This is a genomic window from Actinoplanes sp. NPDC023714 (genome assembly GCF_040639855.1).
In the GTDB taxonomy this organism is placed as follows: Bacteria; Actinomycetota; Actinomycetes; order Mycobacteriales; family Micromonosporaceae; genus Actinoplanes.
On record NZ_JBFAAR010000003.1, the window covers coordinates 47517 to 62419 of the forward strand.

14 protein-coding genes are annotated in these 14903 nt (G+C 69.8%); 13 read left to right on the plus strand and 1 reads right to left on the minus strand.

Going from position 1 to position 14903, the window contains the following annotated elements:
• The first annotated feature begins 10 nt into the window (after window positions 1-10).
• The 9 genes from AB0G10_RS15500 (at window position 11) to AB0G10_RS15540 (ending at window position 11152) form a co-directional block, all read left to right on the plus strand.
• Entirely contained in the window at window positions 11-1030 is a 1020-nt protein-coding gene (locus tag AB0G10_RS15500) for a LacI family DNA-binding transcriptional regulator (protein WP_360920897.1), read from the plus strand.
• A 63-nt stretch (window positions 1031-1093) separates the two neighbouring features.
• Entirely contained in the window at window positions 1094-2191 is a 1098-nt protein-coding gene (locus AB0G10_RS15505; protein ID WP_360920900.1) for a glycosyl hydrolase 53 family protein, read from the plus strand.
• Window positions 2191-3279, plus strand: a complete 1089-nt coding sequence (locus tag AB0G10_RS15510) for a glycosyl hydrolase 53 family protein (protein WP_360920903.1) — start codon at window positions 2191-2193, stop codon at window positions 3277-3279. Before AB0G10_RS15505 ends, AB0G10_RS15510 begins: the two co-directional genes overlap by 1 nt.
• 124 nt (window positions 3280-3403) lie before the next feature.
• A complete protein-coding gene (locus AB0G10_RS15515) occupies window positions 3404-4963 on the plus strand; it encodes a methyl-accepting chemotaxis protein (RefSeq protein WP_360920906.1) in 1560 nt (519 codons plus the stop codon).
• A gap of 13 nt (window positions 4964-4976) precedes the next feature.
• Window positions 4977-7301 carry a TRAP transporter fused permease subunit gene (locus tag AB0G10_RS15520; protein WP_360920909.1) on the plus strand — a complete coding sequence of 775 codons (2325 nt, stop codon included), beginning with the start codon at window positions 4977-4979 and terminating at the stop codon, window positions 7299-7301.
• Complete coding sequence (locus AB0G10_RS15525; RefSeq protein WP_360920912.1) at window positions 7298-8299, plus strand: TAXI family TRAP transporter solute-binding subunit; 1002 nt, start codon at window positions 7298-7300, stop codon at window positions 8297-8299. The genes AB0G10_RS15520 and AB0G10_RS15525 overlap by 4 nt, the downstream gene beginning before the upstream one ends.
• Window positions 8300-8362: 63 nt before the next feature.
• Window positions 8363-8857 carry a SigE family RNA polymerase sigma factor gene (locus tag AB0G10_RS15530; protein ID WP_360920914.1) on the plus strand — a complete coding sequence of 165 codons (495 nt, stop codon included), beginning with the start codon at window positions 8363-8365 and terminating at the stop codon, window positions 8855-8857.
• A gap of 11 nt (window positions 8858-8868) precedes the next feature.
• On the plus strand, window positions 8869-9723 hold the full coding sequence (locus AB0G10_RS15535; protein ID WP_360920917.1) for a hypothetical protein: 855 nt from the start codon (window positions 8869-8871) through the stop codon (window positions 9721-9723).
• Between the two features lie 82 nt (window positions 9724-9805).
• A complete protein-coding gene (locus tag AB0G10_RS15540) occupies window positions 9806-11152 on the plus strand; it encodes a ferredoxin reductase family protein (RefSeq protein ID WP_360920920.1) in 1347 nt (448 codons plus the stop codon).
• 6 nt (window positions 11153-11158) lie between these two features.
• Here the strand turns inward: AB0G10_RS15540 and AB0G10_RS15545 are convergent, their stop codons facing one another.
• Entirely contained in the window at window positions 11159-11431 is a 273-nt protein-coding gene (locus AB0G10_RS15545; protein WP_360920923.1) for a hypothetical protein, read from the minus strand.
• A 94-nt stretch (window positions 11432-11525) separates the two neighbouring features.
• Here AB0G10_RS15545 and AB0G10_RS15550 point away from each other — a divergent pair, with 94 nt between their 5' ends.
• The 4 genes from AB0G10_RS15550 (at window position 11526) to AB0G10_RS15565 (ending at window position 14864) form a co-directional block, all read left to right on the plus strand.
• Window positions 11526-12287 (plus strand): TIGR02452 family protein, encoded by a 762-nt coding sequence (locus AB0G10_RS15550; protein WP_360920926.1) that lies wholly within the window; start codon window positions 11526-11528, stop codon window positions 12285-12287.
• A 30-nt stretch (window positions 12288-12317) separates the two neighbouring features.
• Window positions 12318-12782, plus strand: coding sequence for a hypothetical protein (locus tag AB0G10_RS15555; RefSeq protein WP_360920928.1), 465 nt, complete (start codon window positions 12318-12320; stop codon window positions 12780-12782).
• 28 nt (window positions 12783-12810) lie between these two features.
• Window positions 12811-13254, plus strand: coding sequence for a MarR family transcriptional regulator (locus AB0G10_RS15560; protein WP_360920931.1), 444 nt, complete (start codon window positions 12811-12813; stop codon window positions 13252-13254).
• A gap of 137 nt (window positions 13255-13391) precedes the next feature.
• Entirely contained in the window at window positions 13392-14864 is a 1473-nt protein-coding gene (locus AB0G10_RS15565; protein WP_360920934.1) for an MFS transporter, read from the plus strand.
• The last annotated feature ends 39 nt before the right edge of the window (window positions 14865-14903 follow it).

Consider the following 14903-nt stretch of genomic DNA (forward strand, 5'->3'; position numbering starts at 1 on the left):
GATCCCGAACGTGCAGTCGCGTAAACGCCCCACCATCCGCGATGTCGCTCGCGAGGCCGGGGTTTCCTACGCGACGGTGTCCCGTGTGCTGAACGGCCGCGACTGGGTCAGCCCGGAAGCCGTCCGCGCGGTCCGGGACGCCATCACCCGCACCGGGTACACCACGAACCACCACGCGCGGTCGCTCGCCACCGGCCGGTCCGGGTCGATCGCGTTCCTGCTCACCGAGCCGCAGCACCTGCTCTTCGAGGACCCGAACTTCTCGGTGCTGCTGCGCGGGGTGGCCCAGGCGCTCTCCGACCGGGAGCTCACCCTCATCCTCATGATCGCGTCGACGCCGGAGGAGCGGGAGCGGACCATCGCGTACCTCTCCGGCGGCCATGTCGACGGGGTCCTGCTGGTCTCCCCGCACTCCGGTGACCCGCTGCTCCGGCAGCTCGTCCAGGCCGAGGTCCCGATCGTCGCGTGCGGTCAGGTGCTCGGCTTCGAGGACACCATCAGCTCGGTCTCGGCCGACGACTGGGGCGGCGCCCGTACGGCGGTCGAGCACCTGCTCGCCGCCGGGTGCCGCCGGATCGCCACGATCACCGGCCCGCAGGACACCTTCGGCGGCGTGTTCCGGCTCCGCGGGTACTCCGACGCCCTGGCCGCGGCCGGCCTCGCGGTCGACCCGGCGTACATCGTGCACGGCGACTGGAGCCGGGAGAGCGGCGCGGCCGGGATGCGCGCGCTGCTCGACCGGGTCCCCGAGGTGGACGCGGTGTTCGCGGCGTCCGACGGGATGGCGGCCGGCACCCTGCCGGTCCTCCGCGAGGCGGGCCGGGACGTGCCCGGCGACGTCCGGATCGTCGGCTTCGACGACTCCGGGCTGGCGGCCACCACCGAGCCGCCGCTCACGACCGTCCGGCATCCGCTGGAACGGATCAGCGAGGAGATGGTCCGGCTGCTCACCGATGTGATCGCCGGCCGTACCCCGCTCTCGATCACCGTGCCGACCAGCCTGGTGATCCGCTCTTCATCCCCAACCTGAGGTTCGGTCCTCCCCGGGGCCGCCTCATCCGTGAAACACCCCTTTTGTCCACAAAGGAGTGTCATGAGATCCGTCCTCGCGATCGCCGCCGTCCTCGCGGCGATCCTCACCCCCGCCCCCGCCGTCGCGCATGACAAAGAAGCCCTCACGATGCGCGGCGCCGACGTCTCCACCCTTCCCCGCGCGCTCGACCTCGGCGCGAAGTTCTACGACTTCCGGGGCCGGCGCGACAACGCCTACGACATCCTCAAGCGGGCCGGCGTCAACTACGCCCGGCTGCGCATCTGGAACGACCCGACCAGCGGCTACAGCAACAAGGCGAAGGTGCTTCAGCAGGCCCGGGCGATCAAGGCCAAGGGTCTGAAACTGCTGATCGACTTCCACTACTCGGACACCTGGGCCGACCCCGGCAAGCAGTTCACCCCGGCCGCGTGGGAGGGCCACGACCTCGCGCGGCTCACCGAGGACGTCTACGACTACACGTACGAAATCTGCTCCTCGCTGAAACGCCAGGGCACCGTGCCGGACAGCGTCCAGGTCGGCAACGAGATAAACGTCGGCATGCTGTGGCCGGTCGGATACATCGCGAACAGCGACTTCGGTCCGGTGTCGCAACTGCTCAACGCCGGGTACGACGCCACGAAGGCCTGCAACCGCTCGACGAAGGTCCTCGTGCACACGGCGCTGGCCGGCAACCTCGACGCGGCGCACTGGTTCTACGACGGCATCACCGCGGCCGGCGCGAAGTGGGACATCACCGCGCTCTCCTACTACTGCATGTGGCACGGCAGCCTGGACAACCTGGCCACGGTGATCGGCGACGTCAAGAGCCGGTACGCGAAGCCGGTCGTGATCGCCGAGACGGCGTACCCGTACACCACCGAGAACTTCGACCACCTCGAGAACATCGTCCTGTCGCCGGCACCGTGCGACGGCATCCCGGCCACGAAGAAGGGCCAGGCGCAGCAGTTCGCCGCCGTCCAGCGGACCGCCCGCGACGCCGGGGCGATCGGCGTCTTCTACTGGGAACCGACCTGGACTGCGATCGACGGCAACGGCTGGGACACCGAGGACATCGAGAACTCGGGCAACGCCTGGGAGAACATGGCGACCTTCGACGACGGCGGGCGCGTCAACCCGTACATCAGGTGGGTGAAGTGATGCGCATCCTCCGAGCGCTCCTCGTCGCGGCGGTTCTGGTCGCCGTCACCCCGAGCCCCGCGCAGGCAGCTTCGCTCACCATGCTCGGCGCCGACGTGTCCAGCCTGCAGCGCAGCCTCGACCTCGGCGCGAAGTATTACAAGAACGGCACGGCGACCGACCCCTACGACATCCTCAAGGGCGCCGGCGCCAACTACATGCGGCTGCGCGTCTGGAACAACCCGGCCAGCGGATACAACAACAAGGCGAAGGTCCTCCAGCAGGCCAAGGCGATCAAGGCGAAGGGTCTGAAGCTGCTGATCGACTTCCACTACTCGGACACCTGGGCCGACCCGGGCAAGCAGTACCCGCCGGCGGCCTGGCAGTCGCACTCGCTCAGCCAGCTGCAGACCGACGTCTACAACTACACCTACGACGTCTGCACCGCGCTCAAGGCGCAGGGCACCACGCCGGACAGCGTCCAGATCGGCAACGAGATCAACGTCGGCATGCTCTGGCCGCGTGGCCAGGTGACCAACAGCGACTTCGCGCCGCTGGCCTCGCTGCTGAAGCAGGGCTACAACGCCACGAAGGCCTGCAACGGCTCCACCCAGGTCATGATCCACACGGCGAACTCGGACAGCCTCACGAACGCCCGCTGGTTCTACGACGGCATCAAGGCGGCCGGTGTCACCTGGGACATCACCGCGCTCTCCTACTACTGCATGTGGCACGGCACCCTCGCCAACCTCTACAACGTCATCACCGACCTGCGCACCCGGTACGGCAAGCCGGTGGTGGTCGTGGAGACCGCCTACCAGTTCACGTCGGCCGACGCCGACGCCGAGAAGAACTCCATCCCCGGCACCGTTCTCTGCGACAACATCCCGTCCACCTGGGCGGGCCAGGCCCAGCAGTTCGCCTGGGTGCAGAACACCGCCCGCAACGCCGGCGCCGTCGGCGTCTTCTACTGGGAACCCACCTGGTACGCCGTCAAGGGCAACGGCTGGGACCCGGCGAACATCAACGGCACCGGCGACGGCTGGGACAACATGGCCACCTTCGACTGGTCCGGCAACGTGAACCCCTCCCTCAGGTGGATCGCCTGACGTGAGCGACGCCGCCGCTGATTCCCTCCCGGGGCTCAGCGGCGGCCCGGAGGTGCCGAAAGGGGGGAGAGGGAAAGGGGACCGCATGTCTCGCTCGCCGCGACAGCGTCTGTCTGATCTGCCCATGGCCGTCAAGGTGTTCACCTCGGTCGTGGCGGTCGCGGTGGCCTGTGCCGCGGTGATCGGGATCGCCGTGGGCGGGCTGCGGTCCGTCGAGCAGAAGTCGAAGGTCGTCTACGACCACGGGGTCACCCCCATCCAGCTTCTCGCCAGCCTCCATCAGGACGTGCTGCGCACCCGGATGTTCACGCTGAACTACTTCATGTCCGGCGCCGAGTACCGCCAGAAGATCACCGCGCAGGTGGCGGACCTCGACGAGAAGGTCGCCGGGACGTGGGACGACTACACGCCGCTCGCCGCCGACTCCGGGGTCAACACGGACCTGCGGGCCAACTACGACAAGTTCCTCCAGCTGCGCGACGACGTGATGCTGCCGGCCGCGACGGCGAGCAACCTGCCGGGATTCTGGGGCGGCTGGAACGAGGCCACCACCGTCTTCACCACGATCGACGAGCAGTTCGCCGATCTGGAGGCGAAGCACGCCGAGCAGGCGGTCGCCTCGATCCAGGAGGTCTCCGACGCGAAGGGGTCGGTCACCACGCAGGTGCTGGTCATCGGCGTGCTCGGGCTGCTGATCGGGCTCGGCGTGGCGCTGCTCGCCGTGCGGGCGCTGGTCGGGCCGGTCCGGAAGGTGACGAGCGTGCTCCAGGCGGTCGCGGCCGGTGACCTGACCCGGGACGCCGACGTGCGCAGCCACGACGAGGTCGGGCAGATGGCCGAGGCGCTGCGGCGGGCGACGACCAGCATGCGCGAGGCGGTCGGGGTGATCAACGGCAGCGCCGCGACCGTCCTCGAGTCGAGCCGGAACCTGAACTCGGTGAACGACAGCCTGGCCGGTGGCGCGATGACCGCGTCCGACCGCGCGGCCGCGGCCCAGCAGGCGGCCGAGGACGTGGCGCGGCACGTCGGCACGCTGAGCGCGGCGGCCGAGGAGATGGGCGTGTCGATCCGGGAGATCGCCACGAACGCCTCGGACGCGGCGGGCGTCGCCAACGAGGCGGTGTCGGTGGCGCACGAGACCAGCGGCATCGTGGCGAAGCTGGGGGAGTCGTCGAACGAGATCGGCAACATCGTCAAGGTGATCAACCAGATCGCCGAGCAGACGAACCTGCTCGCGCTGAACGCCACGATCGAGGCGGCCCGCGCCGGTGAGCTGGGCAAGGGGTTCGCCGTGGTGGCCGGCGAGGTGAAGGAGCTGGCGCAGGAGACCGCGAAGGCGACCGAGACGATCAGCCAGCGGGTGCAGGAGATCCAGGGGGACACCGCGAGCGCTGTCACCGCCATCGAGCGGATCTCCGACGTGATCGTGCGGATCAGCGACTACCAGACCACGATCGCCTCGGCCGTGGAGGAGCAGACCGCGACGGCCGCCGAGATCAGCCGCAGCGTCACCGAGGCGGCCGGCGGCGCCGAGGAGATCGCCCGCAACATCAGCGACGTCGCGGACGCGGCCCAGGCCACCACGAGTGGGCTCGCGGGGTCCCGGTCGGCGGCGCACGAGCTCGCCGGGATGGCCGACGAGCTGACCGGCGCGGTGCGGAGGTTCGAGATCAGCCGGACGTAGTAGTGTCCGATCCATGGGCGACGATCGATCTCTTGAGGTCGTTTACGACGAGGAGGAGCGCCCCGCCCGCGTGCTCACCGGGCGCTACGCGTCGTTCGTCGCGGTAGTCGCCTTCGCCGTCGCCCTGCTCGTCCTCTGGCAGGTGTTCCGCCCGCTCGCGCAGGGCAGTCAGTTCTACCTGATCATCTTCTTGTCCGGCACGCTGCCACTGGTCTTCCTCGCGTACCGAAGCGGTTTTCCTTCGTACCGAAGCGGTTTTTCTCCGAAGAGCGGGCCCACCTGGCCCGACCTGTTCCTGGCCGCTTTCGCCATTGTCGTGTGTCTCTATCCGGTGAATCCTTTCGCCGGCGGATACGACGCCTTCCTCGATCGGCAGGGCCTGCTCGAACCCGTCGACGTCGCCTTCGGCGCCGTGCTCCTCGTCCTGGTCATCGAGGCCTGCCGGCGGACCACCGGGTGGGCACTGCCCGTCGTTTGCCTGATCTTTCTCGGGTACGGCTATTACGGCGGTCTTCTGCCACAACACTGGCCCGTCGCGCACGCGGGGCTCGATTTCGCCCAGATCGTGGACGCTCTCTACAACTCCGGGAGCGGATTCTACGGGACCCCGCTCGACGTGGCCGCCACCTACATCGTGCTGTTCACGATCTACGGCGCGGTGCTCGATCTGTCCGGCGCGAGCCGCTTCTTCGTGGATCTCTCGGTGGCCGCCTTCCGGCGCTCGCGCAGCGCGGCCGGGCGCACCGCGGTGGCCGCCGGCTTCCTGCTCGGCACGGTCTCAGGGTCGGGTACGGCGACGGCCGTCAGCGTCGGCGCGGTCACCTGGCCGATGCTCAAGAAGGCCGGCTACCCGCGGGAACAGGCCGGCGGGATGCTCGCCGCGGCCGGAGTCGGCGCGATCCTGTCACCGCCCACCCTCGGCGCGGCCGCGTTCATCGTCGCCGAATACCTCAACGTCTCCTACCTGACCGTCCTCGGCTGGGCGATGATCCCGACGGTCCTCTACTACCTCGGCATCCTGCTCGCCGTCGAGATCGACGTTCGGCGCTTCGGGGTGCGGCCCTTGGATGTGGGCGGCGCGAGCGCGTGGCGGTTGCTCGCCCGGTTCGGCTACCACTTCTCGTCGCTCGTGCTCATCGTCGTGCTGCTCGCGCTCGGCGAGTCGGCGACCCGCTCGGTCGTCTACGCGACGATCCTCGCGGCGGCGCTCTCCTTCCTGGACCGGCGCTGCTTCCTGACGCCGCGGCGGGCCTTCGAGGCCCTCTCGGCCGGGGTACGCAGCGTGCTGCCGGTCGTCGCGGTCTGCGCCGCCGCCGGCATCATCACGGCCACCACGACCAAGACCGGGCTCGGCGCGCAGCTGGCGTCGCTGCTGGTCGGCGCGGCGCAGGCGGTCACCGACAACCCGGCCGTGGTGCTCGGCCTGACCGTGGTGCTCGCGGCGTTCGCCCTCGCCCTGCTCGGCCTGGCCGTCCCGGTCACCGCCAGCTTCATCATCGGCTGGGTGATCATCGGACCGGCGCTGCTGGCGCTGGGCGTGCCGGCGCCGGCCGCCGCCATGTTCGTCTTCTACTACTCGGTGCTCTCCGAAGTCACCCCACCCACCGCGCTCGCGGCGGTGGGGGCCAGCGCCATCACCGGCGGCCGAGCGATCCCGACCATGTGGCAGGCCCTGAAATACGCGTTGCCCGCCTTCCTCGCGCCGATCGCCTTCGTGCTGACGGACAACGGCGAACATCTCCTCGCGCGCGGCTCCCTCGTGGACATCCTGTGGACGTCGGTGGTCGCCGGGCTGGCCGTGCTGAGTCTGGCGATAGCCACCGGCGGGTGGGTGTTCGGGGTGGGGCCGGCCGGGGTGGTCAGCCGGGTGCTCGGCGGGGTGGCCGGTCTGCTGCTGCTGTATCTCGCGCCGATCGCCGTGGGCGTGGGTGTGGGGGCGCTGATCCTGGCGGTGCTGCTGGCTCTCCTCGGCCGCCGGGCGCGTCGATCGGCTCCCGTGCCTGCGCCGGCTTCCGTGTCTGAGCCCGGTTCCGTGTCCGCGCTCTCTGCTTCCTCGCCCGACATTTCGGAAATGTCGCCCGAGAGCCGCGATGTCGACAACAGCCGCGACCGGAACCGCGACGCCGGCAACGGCCACGAGGCCAGCAACGGCCGCGACCGTGACGCCGGTAAGGGGCGCGTCGACGGCGACGGCGATGCCGGTCATGGCCGTGGCGCCGCTGATGGCGGCGACGGTGGCCGGGATGCTGCCGTGCGGGATGGCGGGAGCGGCCGTGACGGGACTTCTGCTACCGCGTCCGTTGAGTCTTCTGACACGTTGCCACGGAGGAATGCATGAAGCGTGCTCTTGCCCTCACCCTGATCGGAACCCTGGCGGCGGCCACCGCGGCGTGTGGTGGCCGGCAGGACAGTGCGACCACCGACGCCGGTGGGGAGGTCACGTGCGAGGTCGGGCAGCCGACCCGGATCGGGATCGCCACCGGTAATGCGATCGGCGTGTACTTCGCGCTCGGGAACGCCTATGCCGAGCAGATCAACGCGGCGGGCGGCAACCTGCAGGCCACCGCGTCGGAGACCGGTGCGTCGGTGCAGAACATCCAGCAGCTCGTGGCGGGCACCTATGACGTCGCGTTCTCGCTCGCCGACACCGCGGCGGACGCGGCCGGGGGCAGCGGGAGCTTCAGCGGACCGCAGCCGGTGGCGGCGCTGGCCCGGATCCACACGAACTACACGCAGGTGATCGTGCGGAAGGGCGCCGGGATCACCGACGTGGCCGGGATGAAGGGCAAGCGGGTCTCCACCGGTTCGCCGAAGTCGGGTACCGAGGTGATCGCGCAGCGCGCACTGACCGCGGCCGGGTTGAATCCGGAGACCGACGTGAGCGCGCAGAAGCTGGACCTCACGAAGACCGTCGACGGGATGAAGGACGGCACCATCGACGCGCTGTTCTGGTCCGGTGGGCTGCCGACGCCCGGCATCACCGACCTGCTGACGACGTCGGCCGACAAGGTGGAGTTCCTCGACATCACGCCGCTGCTCCCGGAGATGCAGAAGATCAACGAGGTGTACCAGGAGGGCGTGATCCCGGCCGCCACCTACAAGACGCCGGCGGACGTGAAGACGATCGTGGTGCCGAACTTCCTGCTGGTGCGCCAGGACCTCGACCCGGATGTCGCGTGTGTCCTGACGAAGACGCTGTTCGAGCGGAAGACACAGCTGGAGCAGGCGAACGCGGCGGCCGAGGAGATCAGCCTGGAGACGGCGCGGCAGACCGGGCCGGTGCCGCTGCACCGTGGCGCCACGAAAGCCCTCGACGACCTGAAAGCGCCTCAATAGACCGTGCAACCTCCCACCACGCTCGCCTCGTGATTAGCGCGAACTGACGGGATGGGGGATGACATGGGCGACCGCGACGAGGCGTTCGCGGAATACTTCGCGGCCCGGTCGGCGGCGATGCGCTCGACGGCCTTCCTGCTCTGCGGGGACTGGCATCGTGCCGAGGACCTGGTGCAGGTCGCGTTCACGAAGCTCTACCTGCGGTGGAACCGGGTGCAGCGGCACGACACCCTGGACCCGTACCTGCGGAAGGTGCTGATCCGGTCCTTCATCGACGAGGGACGGTGGGGGTGGTGGCGGCGCGAGCGGCCACACGACCGGCAGCCCGAGGTGGCCGCCGCGCCGGTGCCCTCGGACGACCGGGTCGTGCTGCTCGCCGCGCTGGCCCGGGTGCCGGCCCGGCAGCGTGCCGTGCTGGTGCTGCGCTACTGGCAGGACCTGAGCGTCGAGGAGACCGCGGCGGCGCTCGGCTGCACCGCCGGGACCGTGAAGAGCCAGGCCGCCCGTGGCCTGGAGACCCTTCGTGCCCTGATCACCCAGCCCGTCGACGCCCGCTGAGAGGAGGAGTCGTGAACGAGGATGATCCGCGAGGAATCGTGGACGAGGACGATGTGCGAGCGGCGATGCGTACGACGATCGCCCGGAACCCGGCGCCGCCGCCGATGACCTCGGCGTCCGCGCTCGCCGCCGCCCGCCGGTCCGCGCGGCGCCGGAATGCGCTGGCCGGGGCGGGAGCGGCCGTGGCGCTCGCGGCGGTGGCCTTCGCCACCGTGCCACTGCGGGACGCCCTGGGGGAGCCGCCGATGACGGCCGCGGGAGACGGGCAGCCGGTGATGGCGCCGTCCGCTCCGGTCGAGACGCCGGATCCGGATGACACCAAGCCGTCGTGGCCGGCCGAGGCGAGCGGGGATGCGACGTACGACAGCGGAACCCACTACGTGAAGGGGAAGAGGCTGCTCGACGAGGTGCTCGCGATCGTGCCGGAGGGGTATACGGCGCCGGAGATGACGACGCCGGAAGGGATGCCGTCGCGGTATCACCAGGCGGCCGTCGAGGAGCGCGGCACCGGCTACTCCGCCTACGCGTTCGTCGCGAAGGGGGGCGGCACGGGACGGATTCTGGTCGAGGTGCGCCGGCCCGGTGACGGGTTGCCCGGCGATCCCTGTGAGCTGGCGCGGTCGTTCTGGGGGATGGGCGGCGTGTGCGAGGTGTCCACGACGGGCGGTGAGCGGGTCGGTGTCGTCAAGTCGAGTTCGGAGGAGCGTCTCGACCAGTGGGCGGCGTTCCGGCACGAGGACGGGACGGTGGTTTTCGTGGCCGAGGCGCGGTCGGCCGATCCGAGCCTTCCCTCGCTGCGGGACGTGCCCATCCCCGTACAAAAGCTGGTTGATCTTGCCACTGATGAGCGTTTCCTTTTGCAGTGAGCCGGTGGCGGGCGGGGGTTGAACCTGAGAGTGACGGCTGCGGTACACCCTGTAGAGAAGAAGACCAGCAGGGGAGACCGGGATGATCGCCGTGACCCATCCGCAGGTAGTCGCCGTCCGCCACCCCGCCCGGATCGCGCACGTCGTGATCTGGGCGTTCCTGCTCGTCAACCTGGCCGTCGTGCTGAGCATGTTCGTGCTGGCCGGGCCGCCTGCGCACAACACGCTCGGCTCGATCGGCCGGATGCTCGGCCTCACCCTCGCGTTCGTCATGGCGATGCAGCTGCTGCTCGTCGCGCGCCTGCCGATCCTCGACCGGGGGATCGGCATGGACCGGCTGACGACATGGCACCGATGGACCGGTTTCACCCTGTTCTGGCTCGCGATCCTGCACCCGACGTTCGTCATCCTCGGATTCGCACAATACGACCGGGTGCCGGTCCTCACGACGTTCCTGTCGCTTTCGCGCCAGACGCCGGTGCTCCTCGGGTTGATCGCCGTGGGGCTGATCGTGCTGGTGGTGGCGCTGTCGATCCGGGCCGCGCGCCGCCGGCTCTCCTATGAGGCGTGGCATGCCGTGCACCTGCTGCTCTACGTCGTCGTGGCGCTCGGTGTGGTGCATCAGATCTACGAGGGGACCGCCTTCAGAATCAATCTGTATACGCAGATCTACTGGTGGGGTCTGTGGGCGTTCGCTCTCGGTTCGCTGCTCACCGGCCGGCTGTTCCTGCCGCTGATCCGCAATGCGCGGCACCGGTTGCGCGTCGCCGCCGTCGTCCCGGAATCCGACGACGTCGTCTCCGTGCACGTGACCGGCCGCGACCTGGAACGGCTCCGGGCGTCGGCCGGGCAGTTCTTCCTCTGGCGATTCCCGCGCCACCAGTCGTGGTGGCAGGTCAATCCCTTCTCGCTGTCCGCCGCGCCCAACGGGCGTTCCCTGCGATTGACCGCAAAGGCCATCGGTACGACGTCAGCCGGACTGCGTGAACTGCCGATCGGAACGAGGGTGTTCGCGGAGGGGCCGTATGGCGCGTTCACGCTGGCGCAGCGCTCCCGCCCCGGAATCCTGCTGGTCGCGGGCGGTATCGGCGTGACACCGATCCGGTCGCTGCTCGAGGATCCGGCGATCGGTTCCGACGTGGTGGTCCTCTATCGGGTACGCAGCGCCGCCGACGCGGTCCTCCTCGGCGAACTGCGGAATCTGGTGCGCGAGAGGGGCGCCCGGATGCACGTCATCACCGGCCGGACCGGCGGCAGCAATCAGCCGTTCCGCCCGGAGAATCTGTTCGCCCTCGTGCCCGATGTGGTGAATCGGGATGTGTACGTGTGCGGCCCGATGCCGTTGACGAAAGCGGTGGTGGCGAGTCTGAAGGCGTTGCGGGTGCCGGCACGCCAGATCCACGCCGAACTGTTCCGGCTGGCCGCCTGAGGATCGTCAGAGATCACGGACCTCGATGACCCGCGTGACCGGGGCCGCGTCGCCCAGCGCGGTGCGCAGGGCGAGACGATCCGGATCGACCATGAAGGAGTCGTAGCCCTCCCGGCCCGCGAACCGGATCACGTGCACCTCGGTGCCGCCCGTCCCGTCGCGCATGCGCCGCTCGAGGACACCGCCGTGCCGGTCGAGGATGGCAAGCACCCGATCCTCATATTCCTGCCCGGCCTCGGCCCGGCCCTCCGCCATCTCCACCACCGCAACCAGAAGCATGCGATCAGTATCGGCCATGACGACGCAGGGAAATGAAGTGATCTCTGGGGTGCGGGCTGCCATCATCGTCCGCATGAGTGCGAGGTTGCGGGGGATGGCTAAGGAGACCCTCGCCGTCATCCGGAGCGGGCGGCTCGGCGACACCGACATCGCGGACGGCGTGGAGCGGGCCGTGCGCGGCACCCGGCTGATCCTGCCCGGCGACGAACTGCCCTCCCCGGTGGCCGTTGATGGGTCGCCCGCGATCGAGGTCACCGGTGAATCCACATTGGCCGCCGCTGCCCGGCTCGCGGATCCGGTATGCCTGAACTTCGCGTCGGCCCGCAACCCCGGTGGCGGCTTCCTCAACGGCGCGCAGGCACAGGAGGAGAGCCTGGCCCGCAGCTCGGCGCTGTATCCGTGCCTGCTCGAGGCCGGCGAGTTCTACGCCCATCACCGGGCGGAGCGGAGCCTGCTCTACACCGACCGGGTCATCTACGCGCCACGGGTTCCGGTGTTCCGGGACGACCGGGGGCGGTTGCTGCCCGAGGCGTACCCGGTCTCGTTCCTCACCGCGGCCGCCCCGAACCGGTCGATGATCGTCCGCAACCAGCCGGAGCTGCTGCCGCAGGTCCCCGGCGTGCTGGCGCGGCGGGCCGCGCGGGTGCTGCGGGTGGCGGCCGCCTTCGGGCACACCGAGATCGTGCTGGGCGCGTGGGGCTGCGGCGTCTTCGGCAACGACCCGGGCGAGGTGGCGGACGCGTTCGCGGCGGCGCTACGGGAGACGCCGTTCAGTCGGGTGGTGTTCGCGATCCTGGACCGCCGCGAGGAGATGCGTGACGCGTTCCGGTCCCGCTTCCCCGGGGGATCCCGATAGTCTGAGCGCAGACTTCGGCAGGAGCCCGCGATGGCGACGAACTCCGACGACGTATTGGTCCGTGCCGGCCGCTGGGCGCTCGGCAAGGTGTTCTTCGGCTGCGTGCTCTCCGGGGCGTACGCGGTGGGCCGTCACTACGACTGGGCGCAGGCGTTCCTGACCGTCGCGGCGGTGCTCGGCGCGGCCGGGCTCGCGCTCGTCGCCTCGTTCCTGCCGATCTGGACCCGGCAGCGGCCCAGCGGCATCCCGGTCGCCGACGTCGGCCTGCGGGTGATGGTGTGGGGCGGCCTGACCGGTTCGGTGATCGCGCTGCTGATCGGCATGCCGGCGGTCGGCATGGTCGCGGCGGCGCTGCTGCTCAGCACCGCGGCGCGCACGTTCGGCGACCCGTTCGCGCCGTTCCTGAGCCGGCTGCGGATCACGCCGGCCACTCCCTACCGCGAAGCGCGGGCTCGCGTAAGGAAACGTGATGAGTCCCGCATGAGCTGGAAATAGGTATGCCCTCATACCTAATAATGGAGCCATGACGGACGACGCCGTAGCGCTGATGCACCTGGCCCACCAGCTGCACCGCAATCTCGAGCGTCGCCTTCAGTCCGATTTCGCCCACCCCAAACCGCCCGAGATGCAGATCGTCGCGCTCTGGCAGGTCCGGGAGCGCCCCGGCATCACGGTCCGCGAGCTCGCCGACGAGCTCCAGCTGCGGCCCAACAACGCCAGCGCCCTGGTCACCGCCATGGTCACCGCGAATCTGCTGCGCCGCGAGCCCGACGAACGGGACCGGCGGGTGGTGCGCCTGCACACCACCGAGGAGGCGCGGGAGCGTATCGACCGGGTGCAGGACCTCTTCACCGGCTACCTGCTGAACGGTCTCGGACAGCTCACCGACGAGCAGCAGTCCGCGATCAGGGCCGCACTGCCCGCGCTGGCCGCCCTGTCGGCTTCGGTGCGGCGCGATGCGCACTGAGCTTTCGACGTACTGATCAATCGCACCAAAGATGGAGCACCACCATGCCGCCGGCAAAGATCCAAGCCGCACCCACCCCTGCCCACTCGCCGCCGGCCGCAGGCCGACGCGGCAACCCCTGGCTGTCTCTGATCGCTGTGGCGTTCGGCCTGTTCATGGTCGGCCTGGACGGCAGCGTCGTCTCGATCGCCAACCCGGAGATCGGCCGTGACCTGGGCGCCAGCACCGCCGAACTGCAGTGGGTCACGAACTCCTACCTGCTCGCCCTGGCCGCCGCGCTGATCCTCGGCGGCAAGCTCGGTGACCGTTTCGGACGGCGCCGCTACTACCTCATCGGCGTGGCCGGCTTCACCGTCGCGTCCGTCGCCATCGGCCTCGCCGGCTCGATCGAGGGCGTCATCGCCTTCCGCGCGGCGCAGGGCTTCTTCGGCGCGCTGCTCATGCCGAACACGCTCGGCATCCTGCGGGCGACGTTCCCGCCGAAGAAGTTCGGCATGGCCGTCGGCATCTGGGCGATGGTCTCCTCGGTGTCGACAGCGCTCGGCCCGATCGTCGGCGGGCTCCTCGTGCAGCACGTGAACTGGGAGTCGGTCTTCTACATCAACGCGCCGGTCGGCGTCATCGCGCTGCTGGTCAGCGCGGCCGTGCTGCCGGAGAGCAGGAACTCGACCGGGCAGCACCGGTTCGACGTCCCGGGCGTGCTGCTGCTCGCCGCCGGCCTGCTCGTGCTGGTCTTCGGCGTGGTCAAGGGCGAGACCTGGGGCTGGGGCTCCAGCGCTACCCTCGGCACGATCGTTCTCGGTCTGGTGATCCTCGTGATCTTCGGCTGGTTCGAGTCCCGGCAGGAGCACCCGCTGCTCCCGATGCGGCTCTTCCGCAGCCCGGCGCTCACCATCGGCGCCGTGATCACCGCGATCAACTTCTTCACGCTGCTCGGCTCGATCTTCTACATCATGCTCTACCTGCAGAACGTCCGCGGCTACACGCCCGTCATGGCCGGTGTGCTGACGCTGCCGCTGAGCCTCGCGTCGGTCGTCGCGTCGCCGCTCGGCGCCGCCCTCACCGACCGATTCGGCCCACGGTTCACCATGCCGCTCGGCATGCTGCTGCAGGGCGCCGCGTCGTTCGGCCTGATGCTGCTCGACACCGACTCGTCGTACGCGGCGATGTGGCCGTCCTTCATCGGGCTCGGCCTCGGCGTCGGCATGGTGATGGCCGCGTCCTCCGAGGCGATCGTCGGCAACGCGCCGGTCAAGGACGGCGGCGTCGCCGGTGGCCTGCAGGCGACCATGCTCCAGATCGGCGGCGCGCTCGGCACGTCGGTGCTGATCTCGCTGATCAGCAGCCGGGTGGGTTCGACGCTCGTGGATTCGCTCACCGGGGCGGGCGTTCCCGCGCCGATGGCGCATGGCCTCGCCGAGGCCAAGGACGCGGTGGCCATGGGAGTCGCGCCGGTCTCGGCCGAGATGACCGATTCCGTACGGGCGGCAGTGACCGAGGGGGCGGGGCTGGCCTTCATCGACGGGGTGCACCTCGCCGCGTCGGTGGCCGGAGTGATCTGCCTGGTCGGGGCGCTGGTGGCCGCGGTCGGTATCCGTCGGCGGGAGTGATTCGTCGGGTCCGACATTTCGGAAATTTCCGGATTGTCG

Excerpts from the sequence above, each read along its gene's own strand:
- AB0G10_RS15505 (WP_360920900.1), top strand. The coding sequence starts at position 1,094 with ATGAGATCCGTCCTCGCGATCGCCGCCGTCCTCGCGGCGATCCTCACC.
- AB0G10_RS15510 (WP_360920903.1), top strand. The coding sequence starts at position 2,191 with ATGCGCATCCTCCGAGCGCTCCTCGTCGCGGCGGTTCTGGTCGCCGTC.
- AB0G10_RS15515 (WP_360920906.1), top strand. The coding sequence starts at position 3,404 with ATGGCCGTCAAGGTGTTCACCTCGGTCGTGGCGGTCGCGGTGGCCTGT.
- AB0G10_RS15520 (WP_360920909.1), top strand. The coding sequence starts at position 4,977 with ATGGGCGACGATCGATCTCTTGAGGTCGTTTACGACGAGGAGGAGCGC.
- AB0G10_RS15525 (WP_360920912.1), top strand. The coding sequence starts at position 7,298 with ATGAAGCGTGCTCTTGCCCTCACCCTGATCGGAACCCTGGCGGCGGCC.
- AB0G10_RS15530 (WP_360920914.1), top strand. The coding sequence starts at position 8,363 with ATGGGCGACCGCGACGAGGCGTTCGCGGAATACTTCGCGGCCCGGTCG.
- AB0G10_RS15540 (WP_360920920.1), top strand. The coding sequence starts at position 9,806 with ATGATCGCCGTGACCCATCCGCAGGTAGTCGCCGTCCGCCACCCCGCC.
- AB0G10_RS15545 (WP_360920923.1), bottom strand. The coding sequence starts at position 11,431 with ATGCTTCTGGTTGCGGTGGTGGAGATGGCGGAGGGCCGGGCCGAGGCC.
- AB0G10_RS15550 (WP_360920926.1), top strand. The coding sequence starts at position 11,526 with ATGGCTAAGGAGACCCTCGCCGTCATCCGGAGCGGGCGGCTCGGCGAC.
- AB0G10_RS15555 (WP_360920928.1), top strand. The coding sequence starts at position 12,318 with ATGGCGACGAACTCCGACGACGTATTGGTCCGTGCCGGCCGCTGGGCG.
- AB0G10_RS15560 (WP_360920931.1), top strand. The coding sequence starts at position 12,811 with ATGACGGACGACGCCGTAGCGCTGATGCACCTGGCCCACCAGCTGCAC.